The sequence below is a fragment of the Streptomyces sp. NPDC051218 genome, from assembly GCF_044455475.1.
Classification (GTDB): domain Bacteria; phylum Actinomycetota; class Actinomycetes; order Streptomycetales; family Streptomycetaceae; genus Streptomyces.
In genome coordinates this window covers 90,281-110,458 of sequence record NZ_JBITEU010000017.1, presented here as the reverse complement: position 1 = coordinate 110,458, position 20,178 = coordinate 90,281, and the positions used below count along the sequence as shown (strand labels likewise).

General features: G+C 67.9%; 17 protein-coding genes and 4 pseudogenes. 10 read left to right on the top strand and 11 right to left on the bottom strand.

Annotated elements, in window-relative coordinates:
• Positions 1 to 18: 18 nt before the first annotated feature.
• Complete coding sequence (locus ACIBCK_RS37610; RefSeq protein WP_399397683.1) at positions 19 to 1,593, bottom strand: class I adenylate-forming enzyme family protein; 1,575 nt, start codon at positions 1,591 to 1,593, stop codon at positions 19 to 21.
• An 81-nt stretch (positions 1,594 to 1,674) separates the two neighbouring features.
• Here ACIBCK_RS37610 and ACIBCK_RS37605 point away from each other — a divergent pair, with 81 nt between their 5' ends.
• The 5 genes and pseudogenes from ACIBCK_RS37605 to ACIBCK_RS37585 form a co-directional block, all read left to right on the top strand.
• Positions 1,675 to 2,868 carry a MaoC family dehydratase N-terminal domain-containing protein gene (locus ACIBCK_RS37605; RefSeq protein ID WP_399397682.1) on the top strand — a complete coding sequence of 398 codons (1,194 nt, stop codon included), beginning with the start codon at positions 1,675 to 1,677 and terminating at the stop codon, positions 2,866 to 2,868.
• On the top strand, positions 2,865 to 4,073 hold the full coding sequence (locus ACIBCK_RS37600; RefSeq protein WP_399397680.1) for an acyl-CoA dehydrogenase family protein: 1,209 nt from the start codon (positions 2,865 to 2,867) through the stop codon (positions 4,071 to 4,073). The genes ACIBCK_RS37605 and ACIBCK_RS37600 overlap by 4 nt, the downstream gene beginning before the upstream one ends.
• A 9-nt stretch (positions 4,074 to 4,082) precedes the next feature.
• Complete coding sequence (locus ACIBCK_RS37595; protein WP_399397678.1) at positions 4,083 to 5,207, top strand: acyl-CoA dehydrogenase family protein; 1,125 nt, start codon at positions 4,083 to 4,085, stop codon at positions 5,205 to 5,207.
• A 5-nt stretch (positions 5,208 to 5,212) separates the two neighbouring features.
• A complete protein-coding gene (locus ACIBCK_RS37590; protein WP_399397676.1) occupies positions 5,213 to 5,980 on the top strand; it encodes a PaaI family thioesterase in 768 nt (255 codons plus the stop codon).
• A pseudogene (locus tag ACIBCK_RS37585) lies at positions 5,892 to 6,407 on the top strand (methylmalonyl-CoA mutase family protein); the annotation flags it as partial. The gene ACIBCK_RS37590 and the pseudogene ACIBCK_RS37585, both read left to right, overlap by 89 nt.
• A 69-nt stretch (positions 6,408 to 6,476) precedes the next feature.
• On the opposite strand, the gene ACIBCK_RS37580 reads toward ACIBCK_RS37585, so the two are convergent.
• From ACIBCK_RS37580 to ACIBCK_RS37555, 6 genes are all read right to left on the bottom strand, one after another.
• Positions 6,477 to 8,093 carry a glycoside hydrolase family 13 protein gene (locus ACIBCK_RS37580; protein WP_399397675.1) on the bottom strand — a complete coding sequence of 539 codons (1,617 nt, stop codon included), beginning with the start codon at positions 8,091 to 8,093 and terminating at the stop codon, positions 6,477 to 6,479.
• A 117-nt stretch (positions 8,094 to 8,210) separates the two neighbouring features.
• Positions 8,211 to 9,935: a right-handed parallel beta-helix repeat-containing protein gene (locus tag ACIBCK_RS37575; protein ID WP_399397673.1), complete on the bottom strand. Its 1,725-nt coding sequence runs from the start codon at positions 9,933 to 9,935 to the stop codon at positions 8,211 to 8,213.
• Positions 9,936 to 9,988: 53 nt separating this feature from the next.
• Positions 9,989 to 10,858, bottom strand: a complete 870-nt coding sequence (locus ACIBCK_RS37570; protein ID WP_399397672.1) for a carbohydrate ABC transporter permease — start codon at positions 10,856 to 10,858, stop codon at positions 9,989 to 9,991.
• A gap of 16 nt (positions 10,859 to 10,874) precedes the next feature.
• Positions 10,875 to 11,834, bottom strand: a complete 960-nt coding sequence (locus ACIBCK_RS37565) for a carbohydrate ABC transporter permease (protein ID WP_399397670.1) — start codon at positions 11,832 to 11,834, stop codon at positions 10,875 to 10,877.
• Between the two features lie 20 nt (positions 11,835 to 11,854).
• On the bottom strand, positions 11,855 to 13,213 hold the full coding sequence (locus ACIBCK_RS37560) for an ABC transporter substrate-binding protein (RefSeq protein WP_399397668.1): 1,359 nt from the start codon (positions 13,211 to 13,213) through the stop codon (positions 11,855 to 11,857).
• 119 nt (positions 13,214 to 13,332) lie between these two features.
• On the bottom strand, positions 13,333 to 14,337 hold the full coding sequence (locus ACIBCK_RS37555; RefSeq protein ID WP_399397666.1) for a LacI family DNA-binding transcriptional regulator: 1,005 nt from the start codon (positions 14,335 to 14,337) through the stop codon (positions 13,333 to 13,335).
• Positions 14,338 to 14,575: 238 nt separating this feature from the next.
• On the opposite strand from ACIBCK_RS37555, the pseudogene ACIBCK_RS37550 reads away from it, so the two are divergent.
• Positions 14,576 to 14,695: pseudogene (locus ACIBCK_RS37550) on the top strand (alpha/beta hydrolase); the annotation flags it as partial.
• A 122-nt stretch (positions 14,696 to 14,817) separates the two neighbouring features.
• On the opposite strand, the pseudogene ACIBCK_RS37545 reads toward ACIBCK_RS37550, so the two are convergent.
• Positions 14,818 to 15,566 (bottom strand): annotated as a pseudogene (locus ACIBCK_RS37545) (NAD-dependent epimerase/dehydratase family protein); the annotation flags it as partial.
• A gap of 279 nt (positions 15,567 to 15,845) precedes the next feature.
• Between ACIBCK_RS37545 and ACIBCK_RS37540 the strand changes: the two are divergent.
• Both ACIBCK_RS37540 and ACIBCK_RS37535 read left to right on the top strand, forming a co-directional pair.
• A pseudogene (locus ACIBCK_RS37540) lies at positions 15,846 to 16,025 on the top strand (IS5/IS1182 family transposase); the annotation flags it as partial.
• A 118-nt stretch (positions 16,026 to 16,143) separates the two neighbouring features.
• Positions 16,144 to 16,932 carry a HEAT repeat domain-containing protein gene (locus ACIBCK_RS37535; RefSeq protein WP_399397664.1) on the top strand — a complete coding sequence of 263 codons (789 nt, stop codon included), beginning with the start codon at positions 16,144 to 16,146 and terminating at the stop codon, positions 16,930 to 16,932.
• Here ACIBCK_RS37535 and ACIBCK_RS37530 read toward each other — a convergent pair.
• A complete protein-coding gene (locus tag ACIBCK_RS37530) occupies positions 16,851 to 17,237 on the bottom strand; it encodes a hypothetical protein (RefSeq protein ID WP_399397662.1) in 387 nt (128 codons plus the stop codon). The two genes, ACIBCK_RS37535 and ACIBCK_RS37530, sit on opposite strands and share 82 nt — an antisense overlap.
• Complete coding sequence (locus ACIBCK_RS37525; RefSeq protein WP_399397758.1) at positions 17,197 to 17,661, bottom strand: alpha/beta fold hydrolase; 465 nt, start codon at positions 17,659 to 17,661, stop codon at positions 17,197 to 17,199. Before ACIBCK_RS37525 ends, ACIBCK_RS37530 begins: the two co-directional genes overlap by 41 nt.
• On the opposite strand from ACIBCK_RS37525, the gene ACIBCK_RS37520 reads away from it, so the two are divergent.
• Entirely contained in the window at positions 17,607 to 18,356 is a 750-nt protein-coding gene (locus tag ACIBCK_RS37520; RefSeq protein WP_399397661.1) for an NADP-dependent oxidoreductase, read from the top strand. The two genes, ACIBCK_RS37525 and ACIBCK_RS37520, sit on opposite strands and share 55 nt — an antisense overlap.
• A gap of 142 nt (positions 18,357 to 18,498) precedes the next feature.
• Here ACIBCK_RS37520 and ACIBCK_RS37515 read toward each other — a convergent pair whose 3' ends face one another.
• Positions 18,499 to 18,963 carry a hypothetical protein gene (locus ACIBCK_RS37515; protein WP_399397660.1) on the bottom strand — a complete coding sequence of 155 codons (465 nt, stop codon included), beginning with the start codon at positions 18,961 to 18,963 and terminating at the stop codon, positions 18,499 to 18,501.
• A gap of 585 nt (positions 18,964 to 19,548) precedes the next feature.
• Here ACIBCK_RS37515 and ACIBCK_RS37510 point away from each other — a divergent pair.
• The gene (locus ACIBCK_RS37510) at positions 19,549 to 20,163 is read left to right on the top strand and encodes a dihydrofolate reductase family protein (RefSeq protein ID WP_399397658.1); all 615 of its coding nucleotides are present in this window, start codon (positions 19,549 to 19,551) and stop codon (positions 20,161 to 20,163) included.
• The last annotated feature ends 15 nt before the right edge of the window (positions 20,164 to 20,178 follow it).

The following is a 20,178-nucleotide window of genomic DNA, read 5'->3' as shown; positions in this document are numbered from 1 at the left end:
CGGAAGGGCTGAACGGACTCAGTCGGTGGGCCAGATCGCGTCGATCGTGCGCTTGTCGGTCTTGCCCGCGTCGGTCATGGGGAGGGGCTCGGCACAGATCCACCAGTCGGCCGGCACCTCGAACTTCGCGAGCATCGGCGCGGCATGGGCCGCCAGCTCGGACGGGGCGAGTGACTCACCCTCCGCGAGCTGGACCATGGCGGCCACTCGCTCGCCGAGGTCCTCGTCGGGGCGGCCGATCACCGCGGCGTTGACCACGGCGGGGTGCTTGAGCAGGGCGGCCTCGACATGAGCGGGCGCGATGTTCTCGCCGCCGCGGATGATCAGGTCCTTGATGCGGCCGGTGACATACAGCAGCCCGTCCGCCAGGCGCCCCAGGTCGCCGGTGTGCACGAAGCCGTCGTCGTCGAGGATCTCCGGCCGGCCCTGGTCCCAGTAGCCGAGCAGCTGGCCGGGGGTGCGGACCACGATCTCGCCGTTGCCCTCGGCGTCCGGCTGGTCGATGCGCAGCTCGACGACGGGCAGCGGTTTGCCGGCGGTGGTGGGGTGGGCGGCCATGAGGGTGCCGGAGGCGGAGGCGAGGGTTCCGCCGGTCTCGGTCATGCCGTAGACGGTGGAAAGCCCGCGCTTGGCGTTGGGGAAGAACTGACGCAGCCGCGCGAGGAGTTGGGGCTGGACCGGGGTGCCGCCCATCGAGATCGAGCGGACGGTGGACAGGTCACGCCGGGGGAGGGAAGGATGATCCAGTACGCGGGCGGCCATCGTCGGGATGGCCCCCCAGACCGTGACTCCCTCACCTTCGATGAGGTCGAGCACTTCCCCGGGGTCGTACCGGCCCTTGAGGAAGACGACGGTGTTGCCGCCGAGCAGGGACAGCATGAGCGACTGGAGTCCGCCGATGTGGAACAGCGGACCGCTTTGCAGGCTGACCGCCGGTGATCGGTCGGCGTCGATCTGGTGCGGGAGGCGCCGCGAGACCGCCAGAAGGTTGTGCAGGTTGGCCAGGATCGAGCGATGGGCGAGGACCACGGCCTTGGGGTGACCGGTGGTGCCCGCCGTAAAGATGATCACCGCCGGGTCGTCTTCGTGGCCTGCCGGAGGTGCGGGCGGAGCCGGGGCGAGTGCGGGGGGTCCGGCCTCGCCCGGGGCGAGGCTCGCCACGTCGATGCCCCGAGCCCCGGCGGGGAGCAGGGCGAGCCGGTCTCGGTCGGCCACGATGACCGCCGGGCGCACGAGGTCCACGGCGTACGCGATGTCGGTGCTGCTCCACCAGCTGTTGCCGAGGGTGACCACGGCGCCCAGGCGGAAGCCGGCCCACAGGGCGACGACCCATTCGACCGAGTTCGGCGCGAGCAGCAGCAGCCGGTCGCCGGGGCGTAGGCCATGCGCGTGCAGGATGCCCGCCACCCGGTCCACCTCCCGGAACATCTCGGCGAACGTCAGCCTGCGCCCGCCTTGCACCAAGTGGGTGCGGCCGCCCCACTGCTCGGCGTCCTGGAGTAGCTGGGCGACCTGGGTCCGGCGCGGTGTGTAGACGAGGTACGGCACGCCGGACGTGCGGCGCTCAATCGTCTGTCCCCATTGGAATGCCATGGCCGCATCCTCTCGCGAGGCCCAGAAATAGTCTAGAGCTAAATACTCGACATCACGATTATTGCGTCCTAGGGTACTGACATGACGATCCAGGAACGCGAAGCCGCGATGCCGCAAGCGGTCATCGACGACGAGATGATCGCCGCGATGGAGGCCAAGGCCGGCGCTCAACTGCGTATCGACCACTCGGTCAACAACGAGTACGCCTCACGCATCGCGGTCACGAAGTTCGCCGGTGGCATCGGCGACATCAACCCGCTGTGGACCGACCAGGACCACGCCCGTGCGTCGCCGTACGGGGCCCCTGTGGCGCCGCCGTCGTTCGTCATCGGATGCTTCTCCGGCATCCAGTTCGGCTGGCCGGGGCTGGGCTCGTTCCACTCGCGGTCCCACCTCACCTTCCAACGCCCCGTCTACTGGGGCGACATGGTGAACGCCGGATGCGTGTACGAAGGCTTCGACGGCCCGTCCCCGAGCAGCTTCGCGGGCCGCACGGTCACGGACCGGTTCCGCAACACCTACACCAACCAGGACGGCACCCTGATCGCCACCATCGACTGGGAGGTCATCAACTTCGAGCGCGGATCCGCCTCTTCGCGCCGCAAGCAGGCCAAGGCCGAGCCCGTCCTCCCGCACCCATGGAGCGAGGACGAGCTGAAGGAGATAGAAGCCGGCATCCTCGCCGAGACGCCCCGCGGTGCGCAGCCGCGGTTCTGGGAAGACGTCACCGTGGGCGCGAGCCTGGACGTCGTCACCAAGGGCCCGATCGGGATGACCGACGAGATCGCCTTCGTCGCCGGCGGCGGCACCCCCATCCCGCGACTCAAGGCACACGCCGCCGCCCTGCACGACTACGCCGCCCACCCCGCCTGGTCCTTCCGCGACCCGGTCACCGCCGCCCAGGAGCCGATCTACTCGGTGCACTACAACCTGCAGGCGGCCCGCGCGATGAGCGTGGCCTTCCAATACGACGTCGGCTTCCAGCGCCAGTGCTGGCAGCTCCACCACCTCACCCACTGGGCCGGCGACCATGCCTGGATCAAGGAAGCCCGCGCTGAATACCGCAAGTTCGTCTACCTCTCCGACGTCGTGCGGCTGGGCGGCACCATCACGGGCAAGCGGGTGGACGAGGACGGCGAGCACGTCATCGACATCGCCACCGAGGCCGTCAACCAGCGGGACGAAGTCGTCATGCCCGGATCCGCCGTGATCGCCCTGCCCTCCCGCCATACCGAGGGCTCACCGGCCGCCCGCCGTGCCCGGGAGCGGACATGACAGCCCTGGCAGAGTTCCTCGCCCAGGCCGACGGCTGGCTCGCCGCCCGCTACCCCAAGGCCGCCGAGACCGGCAAGAGCCGGTTCGCCTGGGGAGAGGGCAGCGACGAGGTCCGCGTCTTCCAAGAGCCCGACCCGGTGGAGGAGGCCGACGCCCTTCCGGCCATCCGCAAGTGGCGCCAGGAGCTGTGGGACCACGGCTACGGATGGATCGCCGGGCCGGTGCAGTACGGGGGAGCCGGCCTGCCATCCGCGTACGAGCGCGCCTTCGAACAGCTCACCCGCCGCTATGAGGTGCCGGGCGACTCGGCCCTCACCGTCAGCCTCGGCATGATCGCGCCCACCCTCCTGCGGCACGGCAGCGAGAAGCAGAAACAACACTGGCTGCCCCGCCTGTACAACGGGGAGCAGATCGCCTGCCAGCTGTTCAGCGAGCCCGGCGCGGGCTCCGACCTGGCCTCCCTCAGCACCCGCGCCGTACGCGAGGGGGACACCTGGCGGATCAGCGGACAGAAGGTATGGACCTCCGGCGCGCACCTCGCCGACATCGGCGAGATCATCTGCCGGACCGCCGACGAACCTCGGCACCACAACCTGACCGCGTTTCTGATCGACATGCACGCCCCCGGCGTCGAGGTACGCCCCCTGCGGCAGATGACCGGAGGCGCCGCGTTCAACGAGGTCTTCCTCGACGACGTCGTCGTCCACGACTCGCGCCGACTGGACTCCGAGGGCAACGGCTGGCAAGTGGGCCTGACCACTCTTGGCTACGAACGCCGGGCCATGGGCCACAGCGCGTTCGGCGGCGCCGGAATCCTGTCGACCGAGCGGCTGATCAGCCTGGTGCGCGCCGCCGGACAGGACCAAGACCCAGTGATCTGCCAGGAGTTCGGCGAGCTCATCTCGCACCTGCGAGCCGCCAAATACACCCAGGCCGTCATGGCCGCCCAGGCCAAGGCCGGCCGCCCGCCCGGGCCGGAGATCGCCCTCAACAAGATCGCCCTGTCCGCGAACATGAAGCGGCTCGGTGAGTTCGTCGCCGAAGTCCTTGGGCCGGCCCTGGTGGCCGACACGGGGGAGTGGGGCACGTACGCCTGGACCTCGGTCGTTCTGGGCGCACCCGGCTACCGGCTCGGCGGCGGCACCGACGAGGTCCTGAAGAACACCATCGCGCAGCGGGTCCTCGGCCTGCCCCGCGCCACCTGAGGAGCACGCATGGCGATCCATGAGGGCCTGGCGCTCACCGACGAGCAACTCGACCTGCGCACCACCCTGCGCGACTTCCTCACGGACAAACTCACCTCGCAGGCACTGCGCGCACAGATCGACACCGAGGACGGCTTCGACCGCCCCCTGTGGTTCGGCCTCGCCAGTGAACTGGGCCTGGTCGGCCTGAGCGTCGCCGAGCGGCACGGCGGCCTCGGACTCGGTCCGGCCGAGGCGGCGATCGCCCACCAGGAACTCGGACGGTCGCTGTACCCGGGCCCCTTCCTTGCCACCAGCCTGGCCGCCACGGCTCTGGCGGCGGCGGACGACGCCGATGCCGCCGCCCGGTGGCTGCCGCCGATCGCGAGCGGAGAGCTGGTCGCCACCTGTGCCCTGTCGGACAGCCGCGGCTCCTGGCACGCCCCGCAGACGGTCGTACGGGCGTCGGGGGCAGGCGGAAGGTGGCAGTTGACCGGGAGCCGTACCTTCGTGCTCGCCGGGCACGTCGCCGACGTACTGCTGGTACCCGCCGCATCGGCGGCCGGCCTTTCACTCTTCCTGGTGGAGGCGGACGCCCAAGGTCTCACCACGGCAGCCGTGCCCGGACTCGACCTGACCCGCAAACTGGCCACCGTGAGCCTGGAGAACACTCCGGCCACGCTGGTGGGCGTGCAAGGCCAGGCCGACGATGTGCTGCGGTCTGTCGCCCACGCATTGCAGCTCGCGGCGTCAGCGGAGGCGGCGGGCGGCATCGACTGGTGCCTTGAGGCGGGGGTCGGCCATGCCAAGACCCGGGAGCAGTTCGGCCGGCCGATCGGCTCCTTCCAGGCCGTCGCGCACGCGGCCGTGGACATCCTCACCCACCGCGAGTTCACCTCGGCAGGAGTCCGCTACGCCGCGGTCGCCACTGCCCAGGGCGACCCCGAAGCCGAACTGGCCACCCGCGTGACCGTCCTGCGCGCGGGTGAGGCCTACCGCCAGGTCGCCGAGGCCACCATCCACCTCTTCGGAGGCACCGGCTTCACCTGGGAGCACGACGCCCACCTGTACTACCGCCGAGCCTGGTCGGACCGGCAACTGAGCGGCGGGGCACAGGACCACCGCGCGGCCGTCGCCGCCCTGGCGGGGCTGTGACCGGGATGGCGGACACCACAGCCCCACGGGCCGAGGCGGCAGACATCGCGGCCAGGCGGGCGCTCACCGCCGAACTCGGCGCCACACTGCGGCACTTGACCGACGAGGCGGTCTGCACCGAGGCGCCCGAACCCGCACTCGCTTCGGCGCTTGAGGCGGCGCGCCAGGTGGCGCGCGTGCTCCAGGGACACCGGCGCCCGCCCGACCGGCTCGCCTCGCTGGACAACGCCGTCCATGGCGCCCGGATCCACAATCCGGCCGCAGGTCCGGGCAACCCCATCGCCCCACCCCTGCGGGTCGATCGCGTGGACGGCGACGCGGTCGAAGCCGTCGTCGAACTCGGACGGGCCTACGAGGGACCGCCCGGCTTCGCGCACGGCGGAGTCACCGCACTCCTCCTGGACGAGGTCCTGGGACGTGCCGTGGTGGAGGCCGACCGGTTCGGCATGACGGCAGGCCTGACCGTGCACTACCGACGGCCCGTACCGCTGCGCACCCCGATCCTGCTGCGCGCCAGTGTCTCCGAGACCCGGGGCAGGACCACCACGGTGACGGGAACGGTGCGCACGCAGGATGCGCCCGGCACCGTCCTGGTGGAGGCCACCGGCCTGTTCGTCCAGCCGCCACCGGACAAGCGCGAGGCCTACTTCGGCGGCCTCGTGCACGCCGACGGCTCCTCCGCGGCCGACTACCGCATCCAGCCGTCGCCACAACCGCGAGTGGGGCCTGGCGATGAACGAGAATCCGCTGCAGGGCTCGTACATCATCGATGAACTCACCGAGCTCGTCGAGGAGGCGGTCCTGGCCGAATTCGAGCGGATCAGTGAACGCGGTGGCGTGCTCGGCGCTATGGAGACCGGCTATCAACGCGGCCGTATCCAGGACGAGTCCATGCTGTACGAGCAACGCAAGCACGACGGGAGTCTGCCGCTGATCGGCGTCAACACCTTCCGCAACCCCCGTGCCGATGCGCAGGAACCCATGGCGGTGGAGCTCGCCCGGGCCACTGAACGCGAGAAGCAGTCGCAACCCACCAGAGTCGAGGATTTCAAGGCCAGGCATCGTGAGGACGCCGAGGCGGCACTCTCCGGGCTCAAACGTGCCGCCACCAGCGGAAGCAATGTCTTCGCCGTCCTGATGGACGCTGCCCGGGTCTGCACTTTGGAGCAGATCACCGACGCCTTCTTCGAAGTCGCCGGTGCGGACCTCCGGCGGCCAATTTGTCCAGCGAGCAAGCCGAGGAACATGGCTTGCCGACCGTTCCCCGTCTCAGGGGGTGCGGAGCCAGACAGCCGTATCGGGCGGGAGTAGCTGCTCAGGCTCCAGTGGGAGGGAGGAGAGGATGAGCTCTCGATGCGGGGGCAGTTCTACCGGCGTGTCAGAGAGGTTGATCATGCAGTGGAAGGTGTCGCTGCGGCTGAAGCGGAGTACGCCGGTGGGGGCCTTGTGCCAGTGCAGGGTGCCGTCGCCGAGTGCGGGTTCGGTAGCGCGTAGGGAGAGGGCGGTTCGGTAGAGGTTGAGCATGGAGTGAGGGCTGCTCTCTTGTGCTGCGACACTCAGCTCGGCCCAAGCAGCGGGCTGGGGCAGCCACGGTGGTGCTGAGTCTTCGGGGCTGAAGCCGTAGGGCTCTTGCTGTCCCGACCAGGGGATGGGGACGCGGCACCCGTCGCGGCCGGGGTCGGCGCCACGGCTGCGGTGGTAGATGGGGTCGTCCCGCCGCTGGGCGGGTATGTTCTCGACCTCACTCAGACCGAGTTCTTCGCCTTGGTAGATGTAGACGGCTCCGGGCAGGGACAGGGTCAGCAGGGCCGCGGCGCGAGCGCGTCGGCGGCCGAGGTCGGTGTCGACGACGGGGTTGTACTGGCGGATGCCCGCTGCGGTGCTGGTGTCGGGGCGGCCGTAGCGGGTGACATGCCGGGTGACGTCGTGGTTGGAGAGGACCCAGGTGCTGGGGGCGCCGACGCCGGCATGGGCGGCGAGGGTTTCGTCGATGGTGGTGCGCAAGGCTGCGGCGTCCCAGGGACAGCCGAGGAAGTCGAAGTTGAAGGCAGCATGCAGCTCTTGTGGCCGCAGGTACTGTGCGAACCGGGCGGGGTCGGCGAGCCAGACCTCACCGATCAGCGCGCGCTTTCCGGGGTAGGAGTCGGCCACGGCGCGCCAGCCGCGGTAGATGTCGTGGTTGTCGTCGCGGTCGATGTACGGATGCGGGTCGGGCGGGGCCGAGGCGTCGAAGTCCGGCAGCGAGGGGTCCTTGCTGCACATGGCGGCGGAGTCGACGCGGATGCCGTCGACGCCGCGATCGAACCAGAACCGCAGAACGTCTTCGTACTCAGCCCGTACAGCGGGGTGCTGCCAGTTGAGGTCGGGCTGTTCGGGGGCGAAGAGGTGGAGATACCATTCTCCGTCGTCGACTCGGGTCCAGGCGGGGCCGCCGAATATCGACTCCCAGTCGTTGGGGGGCAGTTGACCGTTGTCACCGCGGCCGGTCCGGAACCAGAACAGTTCGCGGGCCGCAGAGCCGGGCCCTGTCCTCAGTGCTTCGCGGAACCACTGGTGCGCGTGGGAGACATGGTTGGGGACGACATCGACGATGACGCGGATGTCGTGCTGGTGGGCTTCCTCGATAAGTTTTTCTGCTTCGGCCAGGGTGCCGAAGCGTGGGTCGATCTCGCGGAAGTCGGTGACGTCGTAACCGGCATCCGCCATGGTGGAGAGGTACCAGGGGCTGAGCCAGACTGCCTCGATGCCCAGTTTCCGCAGGTAGTCGAGGCGTGAGCGGATGCCTGCGAGATCGCCGATGCCGTCGCCGTTGCCGTCGGCGAAGCTGCGCGGGTAGAGCTGGTAGATGGCGGCGCTGCGCCACCAGTCCGAGGTGCGGAGAGGCATGAAGCCTGCTTTCGACGATTCGGGGCTGCGGTGGTGGGCTGGGTGTTCGCGCCCGCCCCCGGTTACCGGGGGCGGGCACGCGCTTCTATCGCTTGGAGAGAGGGCGCAGGGTGCTGGTCACCAACCGGAGTTGCCTTCGCCCCTGGTGATCTCGAAGCCGCCTGCCTGACTGAGGCCGCCGTCGGCGGCGCCGGAGACGGTGACGCCGGAGAAGGCGCCCTTGCCGGCCGAGTTGATTTCGATGCCGTAGGCGCCGTTCGTGTCGAACTGCGTGTTCTTGACGGTGAGGTCGCTGACGGTCTTCTGGTAGGAGACCAGCAGACCGCTGTAGGTGGAGTCGCGGACGTCGTTGTTCTCGATGATCACCGGGGTGGTGATGTCGGAGCGCTCGGCGAACACCCAGATGGCGCCGAACTTGGCTTGCCAGTTGGGCTCGTAACCGCCGGTGCGGGTGAGTGTGTTGCCGGAGACGGTTGCGGGTCCGGTGAAGGGCAGCGGGCCGGGGCCGAAGTTGCGGGTGCTGATGGCGATGCCGGCGGAGGCGGTGACGGTGTCGGAGATGTCGTTGTTCTCGATGCTGTTGTCAGCTCCGCCGTAGATGGCGGCGCCGTTGGCGAGCATCGGCAGCTGGATGGTGTTGTCGCGGAACGAACTACCGGTGACGGCCTGCTCTTCGGAGTACATGGCCATGGCGTCGTCACCGGTGCCGCGGAAGGTGCTGTTGGACACGACGGCGTTCTTGGTGCCTTTGTGGAAGTTGACGCCGTCGGCGAAGGTGTTGCGTACGCGCAGGTTGGAGGCGTGCAGTCCGTCGGTCGGTGCGGCTGTCCACAGGCCGACCTTGGTGTGCTGGATCCAGACGTTCTTTATGACCGAGCCGGGGGCGAAGACGCCCTCGATGGCAGCGTCTCCGGCCTGGTCGTCGCGGATGGCGGTGTCGCCGTCGATCATGAGGTCCTGGATGCTGTTGGTGCCCCCGTGCGCGAACAGACCGCCCTTGATGCCGGTCCCGTGCAGGACGGTGTGCCACATCCCGGCGCCCCGCAGGTCGACGCCGTTCATCTGCACGCGGCCGGAAATGGTGTAGTCGCCGGCCGGCAGCCACAGGCCCTTGCCCTGGCTCTTGGCCGTGGCGAGCGCGTCGGTGAGGGAGGTGGTGACGTCACCGGCGCCGGGCGTGACGCCGAGATCGGCGGCGGAGAGATACCCGTCGGGCATGGCGGCCGCGTCCGGTGCCTGCTCGGCTTCCAGCAGGTCGATGGTGTAGGACTCGGCGTCGTTGCCCTGGTCCTTTTGCAGACGCAGTACGGTGCCGGCCGTGAGGGTCCGGTCCAGGAGGGTGCGGGTCTCGTCGAAGAAGCGGTGCGGGGACCCCTGGGAGGGGTCGTTGTTGTAGGGGTACGCCCCGTAGACCCAGGCGTAGCGGGACGTCAGGTTGAGATCTGTCAGCTTGGCGCCGTCGGCGTAGGCGCTGAGCTTGGCGTCCCGTCCTTTGCCGTCGGCGCTGTCGGGCAGGGAGTAGCGCAGGTTGAGGGCGTTGGTGTCCTGCGTGAGCTTGAACTCGACGTAGTCGCCGGTGTTCTTCAGCACCACAGCCTTACGGCCCGATGCTTCCGACGCGGGCTCGCCGAAGGTGCGGGAGGGGCCGATCGAGGAGGCATTGGTGTCGCCGGCCTCCGCCTCGTAGGTCGTGTAAGGCGCGTTTGCGCCACGGGACTCGGCGGCGCTTGCGCTCGTCGGGGTGGCGGCCTGGTGCCAGACGAGCAGGGCGGCCGTCAGGGTCAGGGCGCCCGCTGTCGCGGCGGCGCCCTTCTTCGGTGCTCGGTGCGTGTTGCGGCTCACGTGCATTCCTTCCTTGGTGGGGGGAGTTGGAACGAACGGTCGGCTCGCGGGGATCAGCCTTTGAGGCTGCCTGCGGTCAGTCCGGCGACGATGTGCCGTTGGAAGATCAGGAAAAGGACCAGCAGCGGGATCGAGGCCATGACCATGCCGGCCAGGAGCTGGTTGGCGGACATGAACTCCGACAGGCGCAGCAGCGCCACGGTGATGGGCTGGCGTGCGGAGTCGGGCAGGACGAGCAGCGGCCACAGGAAGTCCTTCCAGACCCCGACCACCGCGAAGATCGACACCACGGCCAGGACCGGCCGCGACAGCGGCAGCACCACCAGGAGGAGGGTGCGCAGCGGGCCGGCGCCGTCGATGCGCGCTGCTTCGATCAGTTCGGTGGGGATCTGGTCGAAGAAGCGTTTGAGGATGAAGACGTTGAAGGCGTTGGCGCTGGCCGGCAGCCAGATCGCCCACGGTGTGTTGATCAGGTTGAGGTGCAGCAGCGGGACGTCGGTGACGGTGAGATAGCTGGGCACCAGGAGCGCGGTGACCGGCAGCATCAAGGTGGCGAGCATCATGGCCAGGACGACGTTGCCAAGGACCGGGCGGAGCGCGGACAGTGCGTAGGCGGCGGATGTGGCGACGATCAGCTGGAGCAGCCAGGCGCCGGCGGCCAGGATGAGGGTGTTCAAAAAGTGGTGGCCGAGGCCGACGTTCGACCAGGCTTCGCTGTACGTCTCCGGGTGCCAGGACTCCGGCCACACAGTGGGGTTGGGGTCGGCCAGCTCGCGGGAGGACTTCAGCGCGCCGGTGGCCATCCAGTACAGCGGGAAGACGAAGGCCAGGGTGAAGCCGACCAGGGTGGAGACGAGGACGAAGCGGTAGATGAACCGGCCGGGCCGGCCGCTCATCTCGGTCGGAGCGATCAAAGTACGCATGGGGGGTGCTCCCTTTTCAGCCCTTGCCTCGGGTCAGCCGCAAGTAGACGGCGGCGAAGAGACCGAGGACGACGAAGAGAAGCGTGCTCATCGCGCTGGCCATGCCGAAGTCGTTGTTGATGAAGGCGTAGCGGTAGAGCAACAGCAGCACGGTGACTGTCGCATCGTCAGGGCCGCCGCCGGTGAGCACGTACGGCTCGATGAAGACCTGCATCGTGCCAAGGACTTGGAGGAGCAGCGTGACCATCAGGATGAAGCGCATCTGCGGCAGGGTCACGTGCCACAACCGCCGCCACACCGACGCCCCGTCCAGCTGGGCCGCCTCGTACAGTTCGCCCGCGATTCCGCCGAGCGCGGCCAGATAGATCAGGGTGGTGGTGCCCATGTTGGCCCACGTGGAGACGATGACCAGCGACACCATGGACAGGTGCTCGGACTCCAGCCATTGCTGCGGCGGGAGTTGGAACAGCTGCAGGGCGTTGTTCAGGAGACCGGAGCCCGGATCGTAGAACCAGCGCCACAGCAGCATCGTGACGATCGGCGGCAGCATCACCGGCAGATAGACGGCCATGCGCAGATACGCTCGCCCGTGCCGCAGCTCGTTGAGCACGACCGCGGTGGCGAAGGGGGCGGCGAAGCCGAAGACGAGTGCGAGCAGCGTGAAGTAGCCGGTGTTCTGCCAGGCCGTGATGAACAGCGGGTCGTCAAAGAGCCGACGGAAGTTGTCCAGGCCGACCCATTGGGCCGGCTGGGCAAAGGTGACTTGCTGAAAACCCAGCAGAACGCCGCGGACGATCGGGTACCAGGAGAAGACGCCGAAGCAGACGATTCCGGCGGCCAGGAATCCATAGGCGATGGCGTTGTCGCGCAGGCGGCGCAGGCCACCGCCACGACGGGCTCGCGGCCCGCCCGCCGGCCCCGCGGTGGCGCCGCGGGGCGTGATGGCGGGCGACGGCTTCGATGAAACCGGTTTCATCGTCCGGGTCGCGGCGCGCGTCACTTCGCGGCAGCCAGAATCGTGTTGATCTTCTTGTCGGCGGTGGCCAGCAGGCTGTCGATGTTCGCGTTCTTCTTGGTGAGGACCGCCTGCATGACCTTGTCGAGCTCGGCGTAGATCTGCTGCGCGTTCGGCGGCTCGACCTTCTGCTCCAGTTGGTCGTTGCCCTTGACGAAGGACGTGTAATTGCCCTGCGGCACGTTCGCGTACTTCTTCTCCGCCGCATCCCACGTGTCCGCTGCGGCGCCGCCGAAGAGGTGATCCAGAGGAAGGCCGATAGGAACATCGCTGTGCGAGGCCCGCTTGCTCTCGAACGCCTTGCGGTCGGGGTTGAGGTACTTCCACTGGACCCACTGGATCCCGGCCTTGATCTTCTGCGGGCTGGCCTTCGGGTTGAACATGAAGCCATTGCCGCCGCCGAGTGTGGCCTTGCCTCCGGGCATCGGCGCGACGCCGAAGTCCGCGTACTTCTGGTCGAATTGCTTGACGATGGTGGGGAGGTTGTCGGGCCCGGCCATGTACATCCCGAGCTTCCCGGCGCCCATCATCTTCTGCGCATCGGCGATCTCCAGGAGTTGCCGCGAGCCCATGGAGTCGTCCGTGAAGCGCATGTCGTGCAGCATCGTGAGCGCCTTGCGGGCCGCGGGCCCGTCGACGGCCGACGTCCACTTGTTTCCGTCCTTGACGGCGACATCGCCGCCCATGGAGTAGATCCAGGACGTCAGATGCCAGCCACCCTGGTTGTTCTTGCTGTAGTCGGCGTAACCGACGGTGCCGTCACCGAGCGCGGTGATCTTCTTGGCCGCCGCCCGGACCTCGCCCCAGGTGGCCGGCGGCTTGTCCGGGTCGAGCCCCGCCTTCTTGAACAGAGCCCGGTTGTAGACCAGTCCGAGGGAGTACTGCCCGTTCGGCAGCCCGTATACCTTCCGATCCGGACCGGTGAAGATCTTCCGGAACTCCGGCTTCACGTCTTTCACGTACGGCACACCTTCGAGGTGCGGGGTGATGTCAGCTGCCTGGCCGCGGGCTATGAGGACGGCTGGGTCGGTGAAGTAGACGTAGTACACGTCCTCGAGCTGGCCGCCGGCGAGCTTCGCGGAAAAGGTCTGAGGGTTCATCTGACCCTCATGGGCCTCGATGTTGATTTTCGGGTGGCTCTTCTCGAAGGCTTTCACGTCTTGCTCGAACCACTTGCGGTCCAGCGCCTGCGTCTTGGGCGGCATGCCGTTGACGGAGATGGTCACCACGCCGTCCTTGCCGACGCCGGAGGAGTCGGAACCGCTGCAGGCGGCAAGGCCGAGGGAGAGCAAGCCGGTAAGACCGCACACGGCGAACCGCCGGGACATCGAGCCATCCATGGTTCTGCGCCTTCCTGAGTGAAGGGTGCGCCGCATGTCTCAGCGCTGACGCAGACCATAGAAGTGAAGTCTGAAAAAGGTCAATCGTGTTACGCAAAAAATCAACAAGAAAGTGTTCGTCACCGGGGAGCTGCCGTAGACCCCCGGACGATCAGCTCCGTTTCGAACCACATCGGCCCCTCCGTCGGCAGATGGCCATCCACCTGGGACAACAGCGCCTCCACCGCGGCCGCGGCCATCAACGGCACCGGTTGCCGGGCCGTGGTCAGCGGCGGGTCGGTGCTCACCATGAACAAGGAATCGTCGAAGCCCGTCACCGACACGTCGCGAGGCACGTCAAGGCCGAGCCTGCGGGTCCCCCGGATCGCCCCCAGCGCCAACGCGTCACTCGCACAAACCACGGCGGTGACACCCGCCTTGATCAGCCGAGGCACCACGCCGGCGCCACCCGCCATGCTGAATATCGCGTGCGCGACCAGTGGCTGCCACACCTCGCGCCCCACTCCGCGTCGCTTCCAAAAGCTCGCGTATCCGGCCAGCTTGCGCGCCGAAGGCAGATGGCCGACGGGGCCGAGAATGAGCCCGATCCGCTCGTGTCCCAGCGCGCACAGATGCCCGAGCGCCTGCTCGGCGGCGTATGCGTCATCGGCACTGATCTGCGTCACACCCGGATTCTCATCAGCAGCGTTGACCAGCACCAACGGCACTCCACGCTCGCGTAGCGCACGCCCTTGCTCGGGCCCGACGTCCGCGTAGCTGGAGCCTACGAAGATGATCCCGCCGATGTTCTGGGCCAACAGCATGTCGACATAGTTCGCCTCGCTGACCCCGTCAGCAGTCCGGGTGCACAGCACCGGGATCAACCCGGCCTTGTTCAACCGCCCCGCGAGGGTCTCGACAAAGGCCGGAAAGACCGGATTCTGCAGGTCCGGCACCACAAGGCCCACCAGCGGGGCGCGTTCGCGCCGCATAGACGGCGGATGAGGGTAGCCGCACACGTCGAGAGCCGTGAGCACGGCGTCCCGGGTCGTGGCCGACACCTCGGAACTGCCGTTGAGGACTCGACGCACGGTCATTTCACTGACGCCTGCGAACGTGGCCACCTGAGTGAGTCTTTTCGTCACGCCCGAAGCCTACGAGAAGATACGCAAGAAATTAACAGTGTTGCGCAAATTGGCGTGCAAGCGCTTAGGGGGTGAGGCGACACGGAATCCTGGGGACCGGACACCGGCGGACGGAGCGCCCGCTCGCTTGCGCTCAGAGGGCTGAGGTGCGCCCGGTCGCCGAGCCGGGTGAGTAGGGCGCGACCTACGGAGTCGTCCAGAAGGCGGCCGCGATGCTGGTGGCGTCCAGGGCGGAAGCCACGAAGCCGCCTACATCGACTGGTTCCTGCGCACCGGCACACTCGGCGACGGAGCGCCCCCTATCGTCCGGGACGCCTTGGTCCGCGCATACACCGGCGGCCACGCGTTGATGGCTGCTCCCCGAGAGCGCGTCCCGCCCCGCGAGGGGGCCTCGACGTGAACGGCACGGGCAGAACGCCTTGTTCGCAGGCGGGTCACGAACTTCTCCAGCGTCGCCACCTCGTCGCTGCCGGGTGAGGTGCCGGCGGGGAAGTAGTGGCCGTTGTCCAGATCGGCGAGCAGGCCGGGTTGAGCAGGTTCCCAGCCGAGGGTCTGGCGGGTGATGAGGCTGGACGCCGGGTAGTTCTGCGTGGCTATGTTCGTGAAGGACCCGAAGTATCCCGGCACCATCAGTTCGTGTGCGGGAATGCTCACCGCGGGCAGGCCCAGGCGGCTGCCAATGGCCTCGGCGATCTCGCGGAAGGGGATCCCCCCGTCCTCAACCGCGTGCCAGTATCTGCCGGCCGGACCCCTCCAGCGCCAAGCGGAACAACGAGGCGACATCGCGGACGTGCACAGCGTTCCACAGGTTCGCGCCGTCTGCGGGGTAGCCGACGAAACCCTTCTCCTTCGCGAGCGCGATCAGCATGGGGAGGAAACCCCGCATCGGTCGTGCTGTGCATGATGTCGGCAATCCGCACAACCGAAGACCGCACTCCCCGTTCGGCGAGACTCGGGAGCTCCGCGGCGGCCACTGCGTCCATCCCGCCGGACGCAAGCATGTCTTGCCGGTGCGCGACGTGGACGACGCCGTCGGAGTTCGCAACCGCCTCCCTGAGCCAGTCGAGATCCTCGAGGTCGCCGCGGCGCACCTTCGCGCCGAGCGCGGACACCGCCGCCGCGGCCGTGTCCGAGCGGGCCAGGCCGGTGACCTCGTGCCCGGCGGCGATGAGCTCGGGGATGATGTACGAACCGGAATGGCCGGTCCCGCCAGTGACGAAAACGCGCATGCTACTGGTTCTTGTGATTGCTGTGGCGCGAGAAGTGGTAGTGCGGGCGAGCTCAGGCTGAAGTGTTGACGCTGAGGTGAAGTTGAAGCTCCCCGCTCCATAGCGGCCCAGGCCGATCATCACCAGGCCCGTTCCCTCCAGCCAGCGCGCCATTCCCAGCGGGCCGGTGTCCATCGACCGAGCAGGGAGCGGTCCAGTGGGCTGCCAGGAGATGAACCCCCAAGCCGGCGATCGTTCAGCCGCCATGGGGCTCCCGCTGCTCCTGGGGTCCCCAGAGGCTGGTCGAATTGCGCGATCGACTCGGTTAGCCTCCGGGCAGTCAAGGGGGGCTTTCGACCGGGCCGCCCGAACCCGACGGATCGCGGCAAGCTCGGGTCGAAGGTTCACGTCATCTGTGACTGCAACGGCCCGCCGATCTCGGTGGGCATTTCGGGTGCGAACCTCTACGACAGTCAGGCTCGCTCACGGACCGAGGTCGGGAGGGCGACGTCAGCTGGCCATGGCGTGCATGCGGGGTCTCACATTGCGGAAGCACACGGCACTTGGACTAGCGCTTGCATCTCGATACCGTCATGCGATGGTCACCGAGCCAGCGAACCTGACATGGCGCGAACGCCGGGCGGCTCGCCGCTGGATCCGTACCCTCCGCCGTCACCGGGACCCCGCCACAAGGCAGCGCGCCTCCTGGCAACTCGGGAAGACCGGCGTCCCCGGCGCGGCGGAGGCGCTCGCCGACGCTGCCGCGCACGATAAGAGCGAATACGTTCGGGCCTCCGCGCTGTCGGATCTGGCCCGACTCGACGGCAGGTCGTTTGCCGACGTGTTCAGCCACGCCCTCAACGACACGAGCAACGCTGTGGTGGTGGCCGCGATCAAAGGTCTGACCGCGGTCGGTGACCCGAGCCATGCCGTGGGCGTGGCGATGTACCTCGACCACGAGCTGCACACCGTGCGCCGCGTTGCAGCCGCTGCCCTGCATGACTGGGGCTGGGACACCGATGACGTCCGCCACGCTCGGGTTGCGATCGCCCGCGAGGCGTGGACCGAGGTTGCGTCGCTGGAAGCGGGTGCGGTCGCCGAAGTGGCCAGGCTGCTCGCCAACGACCACTACTGGTTTTCTTACAATTGGGACAGAGAGCGCCAAATGGGGATCCAAGCGCTTGAGCAGCTCATGGAACGGCACGCCGTGCAACTCTCCGATGCCGACCTGCTAGTCGTGGATCAGCTGGCGTCTCTCGAAGCCCCGGCATACAACTATACGGACGAATACGGGTTCGCCCTCTATTACCGGAACGTCAACCTGACCGGCTTGCGGCGGCTGTGTTCGGTGGAGTTGAAGCGCAGGGCGCCCGATGACCGCTCGTAGAGGCTCTGCTCGGCAATCTTCGCTGCCATCTGTGACGCCCACTCTTCCGGAGAACTGCCGGTCTTGGTCGGCAGGGTCTTGCCGTCAAGGGACTGGTTCAGCTGGGACAAGACGGCTTCTGCCTCTTTGGGGTCATCGCCCAGCGGGCAGGTGTCCGCGCCGCGTTGGACGCAGTCCTTGACGAAAGCGTCCAGCGCCGTGCCGAACGCCGCGGTCGACTGCACGGCCTCTTCCTCTGTGTCCCAGGCGGGGTTGATCACGCCGTCAAGGACCATGCGGCCCGCCTGCCGGGGGTGCTGGTGCATGTAGGTGGCGCCGAGCTGGGGTGCCGTAGGAGTAGCCGAGGTAGTTCAGCTTCTCGTCGCCCAGAGCCTGGCGCATGACGTCGAGGCCGCGTGCGACGTTGTTGGTGCCCACCCAGGGCAGCAGCTTGTCGGCGTTACGGCCGCACCGCTTGCTGCGCATGCTCTCACTGGCGGCGTACTCCTTGGCTTCCTGGGCGGTTTCCGGTGACGCGTCGAGGGAATTGTTGAGCTTGTCCTCACGTCGGTCGGACTCGCCGCAGTCCACGGGCTCGGTCAGGCCCACACCGCGCGGATCGAACGCGACTAGGTCGTAACGGCGGTTGAGCTGCGCCTGGTTCTGCGCGCTGCCCGCGAGCTTGGCGGTGCCCGTTGCCCTACACGCTCGGCTGGGACGTCGCCGGCATCGTGGCCGAGATCGGCGCAGGGGCGGAGAGGTTCGCCGTGGGCGATCGTGTCATCGGACGGCTCGACGGCGGCGGTGCGGCTGCCGAATACGTCCGGGCGCCCGCCGCCGTGCTGACCGCGGCACCGGAATCCATCCCGCTCGCTCACGCCGCAGCGCTTCCTATCGCCGGCCTGACGGCGTGGCAGGCGGTGTTCGAGCACGGGAAGGTGGCCACGGGCCGGCGGGTGCTGGTCAACGGTGCGGGTGGCGGCGTCGGAGGCTTCGTCACGCAGCTTGCCAAGTACGCGGGAGCCGAGGTGATCGCCACGGCCGGTCCTCGCAGTGCCGAGGCGGTCCTGAGGCAGGGGGCGGACCACATCATCGACTACACCGCTCGACCAGTGAGCGCCACCCTCGACGGCCCGGTGGACACCCTGATCAACCTGGTGCCGTTGAGCCCGCAAGACGCCGCGGCCCTGGTGCCCCTGGTGCGGCAGGGTGGGCGGATCGTGTCGATCGCAACCCCGATCGAGCCGCCTCTCGACGCCGGGGTGAGCGCGATGCACATGGTCGCCCGCAATGATGTCGCAGACCTCGGGGCGCTTGTGGATCTCGTCGACGCGGGCACGGTCAGCGTCGACATCAGCTCATCGCGCCCCCTGTCCGACCTCACCGACGTCCACCACCTCAGCCAAGCCGGCCGGACCCGGGGCAAGATCCTCATCATCCCGTGAGCCCAGGTGGCCGGACCCGGAATCCAGACTCGGCGTCTCGCGACCGCTGGGCACGTTCCCCCGTACCCGGCTGAGCACGTTCATGTGTACGCCGACAGCAATTAACGCTTGACCGGTGGAGAGGCAATATTCCAACCCTGCTCTATTCCGGTGGGTGATTGCGCCACACGCCCGGAGCTTGTAACTCTCCGCAGTCGACAATGGTAATCAGCGGGTCACCCACAAAGAAGGAGCCCCAATGCGCCTCCGTACTGCTTTCACTGCCGTCGCACCGGCTGCCACCGCCGTCCTCGGAATGGCGGGCGCCGCCGCCGCAGACGGAGACGACGACAACACTCAACTCAGCAAGCAGGCCTATGGCCCCGGCAATATGGTCGACACCTTTCAGCCGCGCCACCAACAACACCGCCAACATTGACTTCAGCTGAGCAGACACGAGCCGGTCTCTGAGCCGACACGTCGCTCCTGAACGCAGCGGGACGAACGACCTGGGCTCGGGCGCATCGACGATCAAGCCCAGATCCCGCAAGGACAGGTTCGAGGCGTGCGAATGCGGACCAAACGAGATGCGCAACCCATACTCACCGATCCGTTGCATCGGATGCATCAATGGTGAGTTTGGCTGTCACCGTGCAGGTCAGCGCATCGAGCGAATCCCAGGCTCGCCGAGGACGTACCCCCGGCGACCTGGGCAAATGCTGGTCCCGTCACTGTGTGGATGTTGCATCTGATGCAATTAGACCCGCTTGAGGCAGGTCGTCGGAATCTGACCGCCCCTCACGATCCGCTAGTCCTGGCCCCTCTTCCCGCACTTGAAATACGAGCTGCCACCGCGGTTGAACGTCGTCAGACTTCTCTGCACTTCACTCGGACGGTGGCGGATATATCAGGGGCAATGGGTCTCCGGGACTTGGTGGGTCGCAGGTCTGGGTTCAGTGGGTGCGTGGGGGCGTGGCACTCGGGCCCCAACCACCGTGTACGTACGGCCAGCATCGAGTACCTCCGGACTCTTATGTCGCTGCTTGATCTGTCGCTGCTTGATCACCACATTGGCGTTGTCGAGGAGACGAACCGCTAGTCGGCTAGTCGGCTTGGCGGATCTAGGTGACCGGACAGGAGCGCGGTAGCGCGGTGGCACACCGGCCCGGCGCCTCAGCCAATGAATTCGAACGACGACTGCGGTCTACCGGGTATGACTCGAATCATCGCTGACATCTCGGTCTCCCTCGACGGCTTCGTGACCGGCCCCGACGCCGGCCCGGAGAATGGCCTTGGCGCCGGTGGGGAGGCGCTGCACACCTGGGCGTTCTCCGACGACCCCGTGGACCGCCGCTTCCTGCAGGAGGGGACCGCCCGTTCGGGCGCCGTCATCCTCGGGCGCGGGCTCTTCGACGTGGTCGATGGGCCCGGCGGCTGGGACGACTCGGTGGGCTACGGCGCGGGTGAGGTCGGCAAGCCCGCCTTCGTCGTCGTGACGAGTGCGCCGCCGGAGTCGGTGCGCCTCGCCGACCTCGACTGGACCTTCGTCACCACTGGCTTGTCCGACGCCGTCGCTGTCGCTCGGGGACATGCCGAGGCGGCGTCGGCGGCCCGCGGGAGGGACCTTGACGTCGTCCTCATGGGCGGCGGCGCCACGGTCGGCTCGGCCGTCGAAGCCGGGCTGGTCGACGTGTTGTCGCTGCATCTGGCGCCCGTCGTACTCGGCGCCGGTACGCCCTTGTTCACCGGCAAGACCCCGCGCACGTTGACGCAGCGGAGTGTGACGGCGACCTCGACGGCGACGCACTTGCTCTACGACGTTCTCTGAGCGCCCTGGCGCCCT

Excerpts from the sequence above, each read along its gene's own strand:
- ACIBCK_RS37605 (WP_399397682.1), top strand. The coding sequence starts at position 1,675 with ATGACGATCCAGGAACGCGAAGCCGCGATGCCGCAAGCGGTCATCGAC.
- ACIBCK_RS37535 (WP_399397664.1), top strand. The coding sequence starts at position 16,144 with ATGGTCACCGAGCCAGCGAACCTGACATGGCGCGAACGCCGGGCGGCT.
- ACIBCK_RS37580 (WP_399397675.1), bottom strand. The coding sequence starts at position 8,093 with ATGCCTCTCCGCACCTCGGACTGGTGGCGCAGCGCCGCCATCTACCAG.
- ACIBCK_RS37600 (WP_399397680.1), top strand. The coding sequence starts at position 2,865 with ATGACAGCCCTGGCAGAGTTCCTCGCCCAGGCCGACGGCTGGCTCGCC.
- ACIBCK_RS37570 (WP_399397672.1), bottom strand. The coding sequence starts at position 10,858 with ATGCGTACTTTGATCGCTCCGACCGAGATGAGCGGCCGGCCCGGCCGG.
- ACIBCK_RS37515 (WP_399397660.1), bottom strand. The coding sequence starts at position 18,963 with ATGCATCCGATGCAACGGATCGGTGAGTATGGGTTGCGCATCTCGTTT.
- ACIBCK_RS37590 (WP_399397676.1), top strand. The coding sequence starts at position 5,213 with ATGGCGGACACCACAGCCCCACGGGCCGAGGCGGCAGACATCGCGGCC.
- ACIBCK_RS37530 (WP_399397662.1), bottom strand. The coding sequence starts at position 17,237 with ATGCACCAGCACCCCCGGCAGGCGGGCCGCATGGTCCTTGACGGCGTG.
- ACIBCK_RS37565 (WP_399397670.1), bottom strand. The coding sequence starts at position 11,834 with ATGAAACCGGTTTCATCGAAGCCGTCGCCCGCCATCACGCCCCGCGGC.
- ACIBCK_RS37595 (WP_399397678.1), top strand. The coding sequence starts at position 4,083 with ATGGCGATCCATGAGGGCCTGGCGCTCACCGACGAGCAACTCGACCTG.
- ACIBCK_RS37560 (WP_399397668.1), bottom strand. The coding sequence starts at position 13,213 with ATGGATGGCTCGATGTCCCGGCGGTTCGCCGTGTGCGGTCTTACCGGC.
- ACIBCK_RS37510 (WP_399397658.1), top strand. The coding sequence starts at position 19,549 with ATGACTCGAATCATCGCTGACATCTCGGTCTCCCTCGACGGCTTCGTG.
- ACIBCK_RS37610 (WP_399397683.1), bottom strand. The coding sequence starts at position 1,593 with ATGGCATTCCAATGGGGACAGACGATTGAGCGCCGCACGTCCGGCGTG.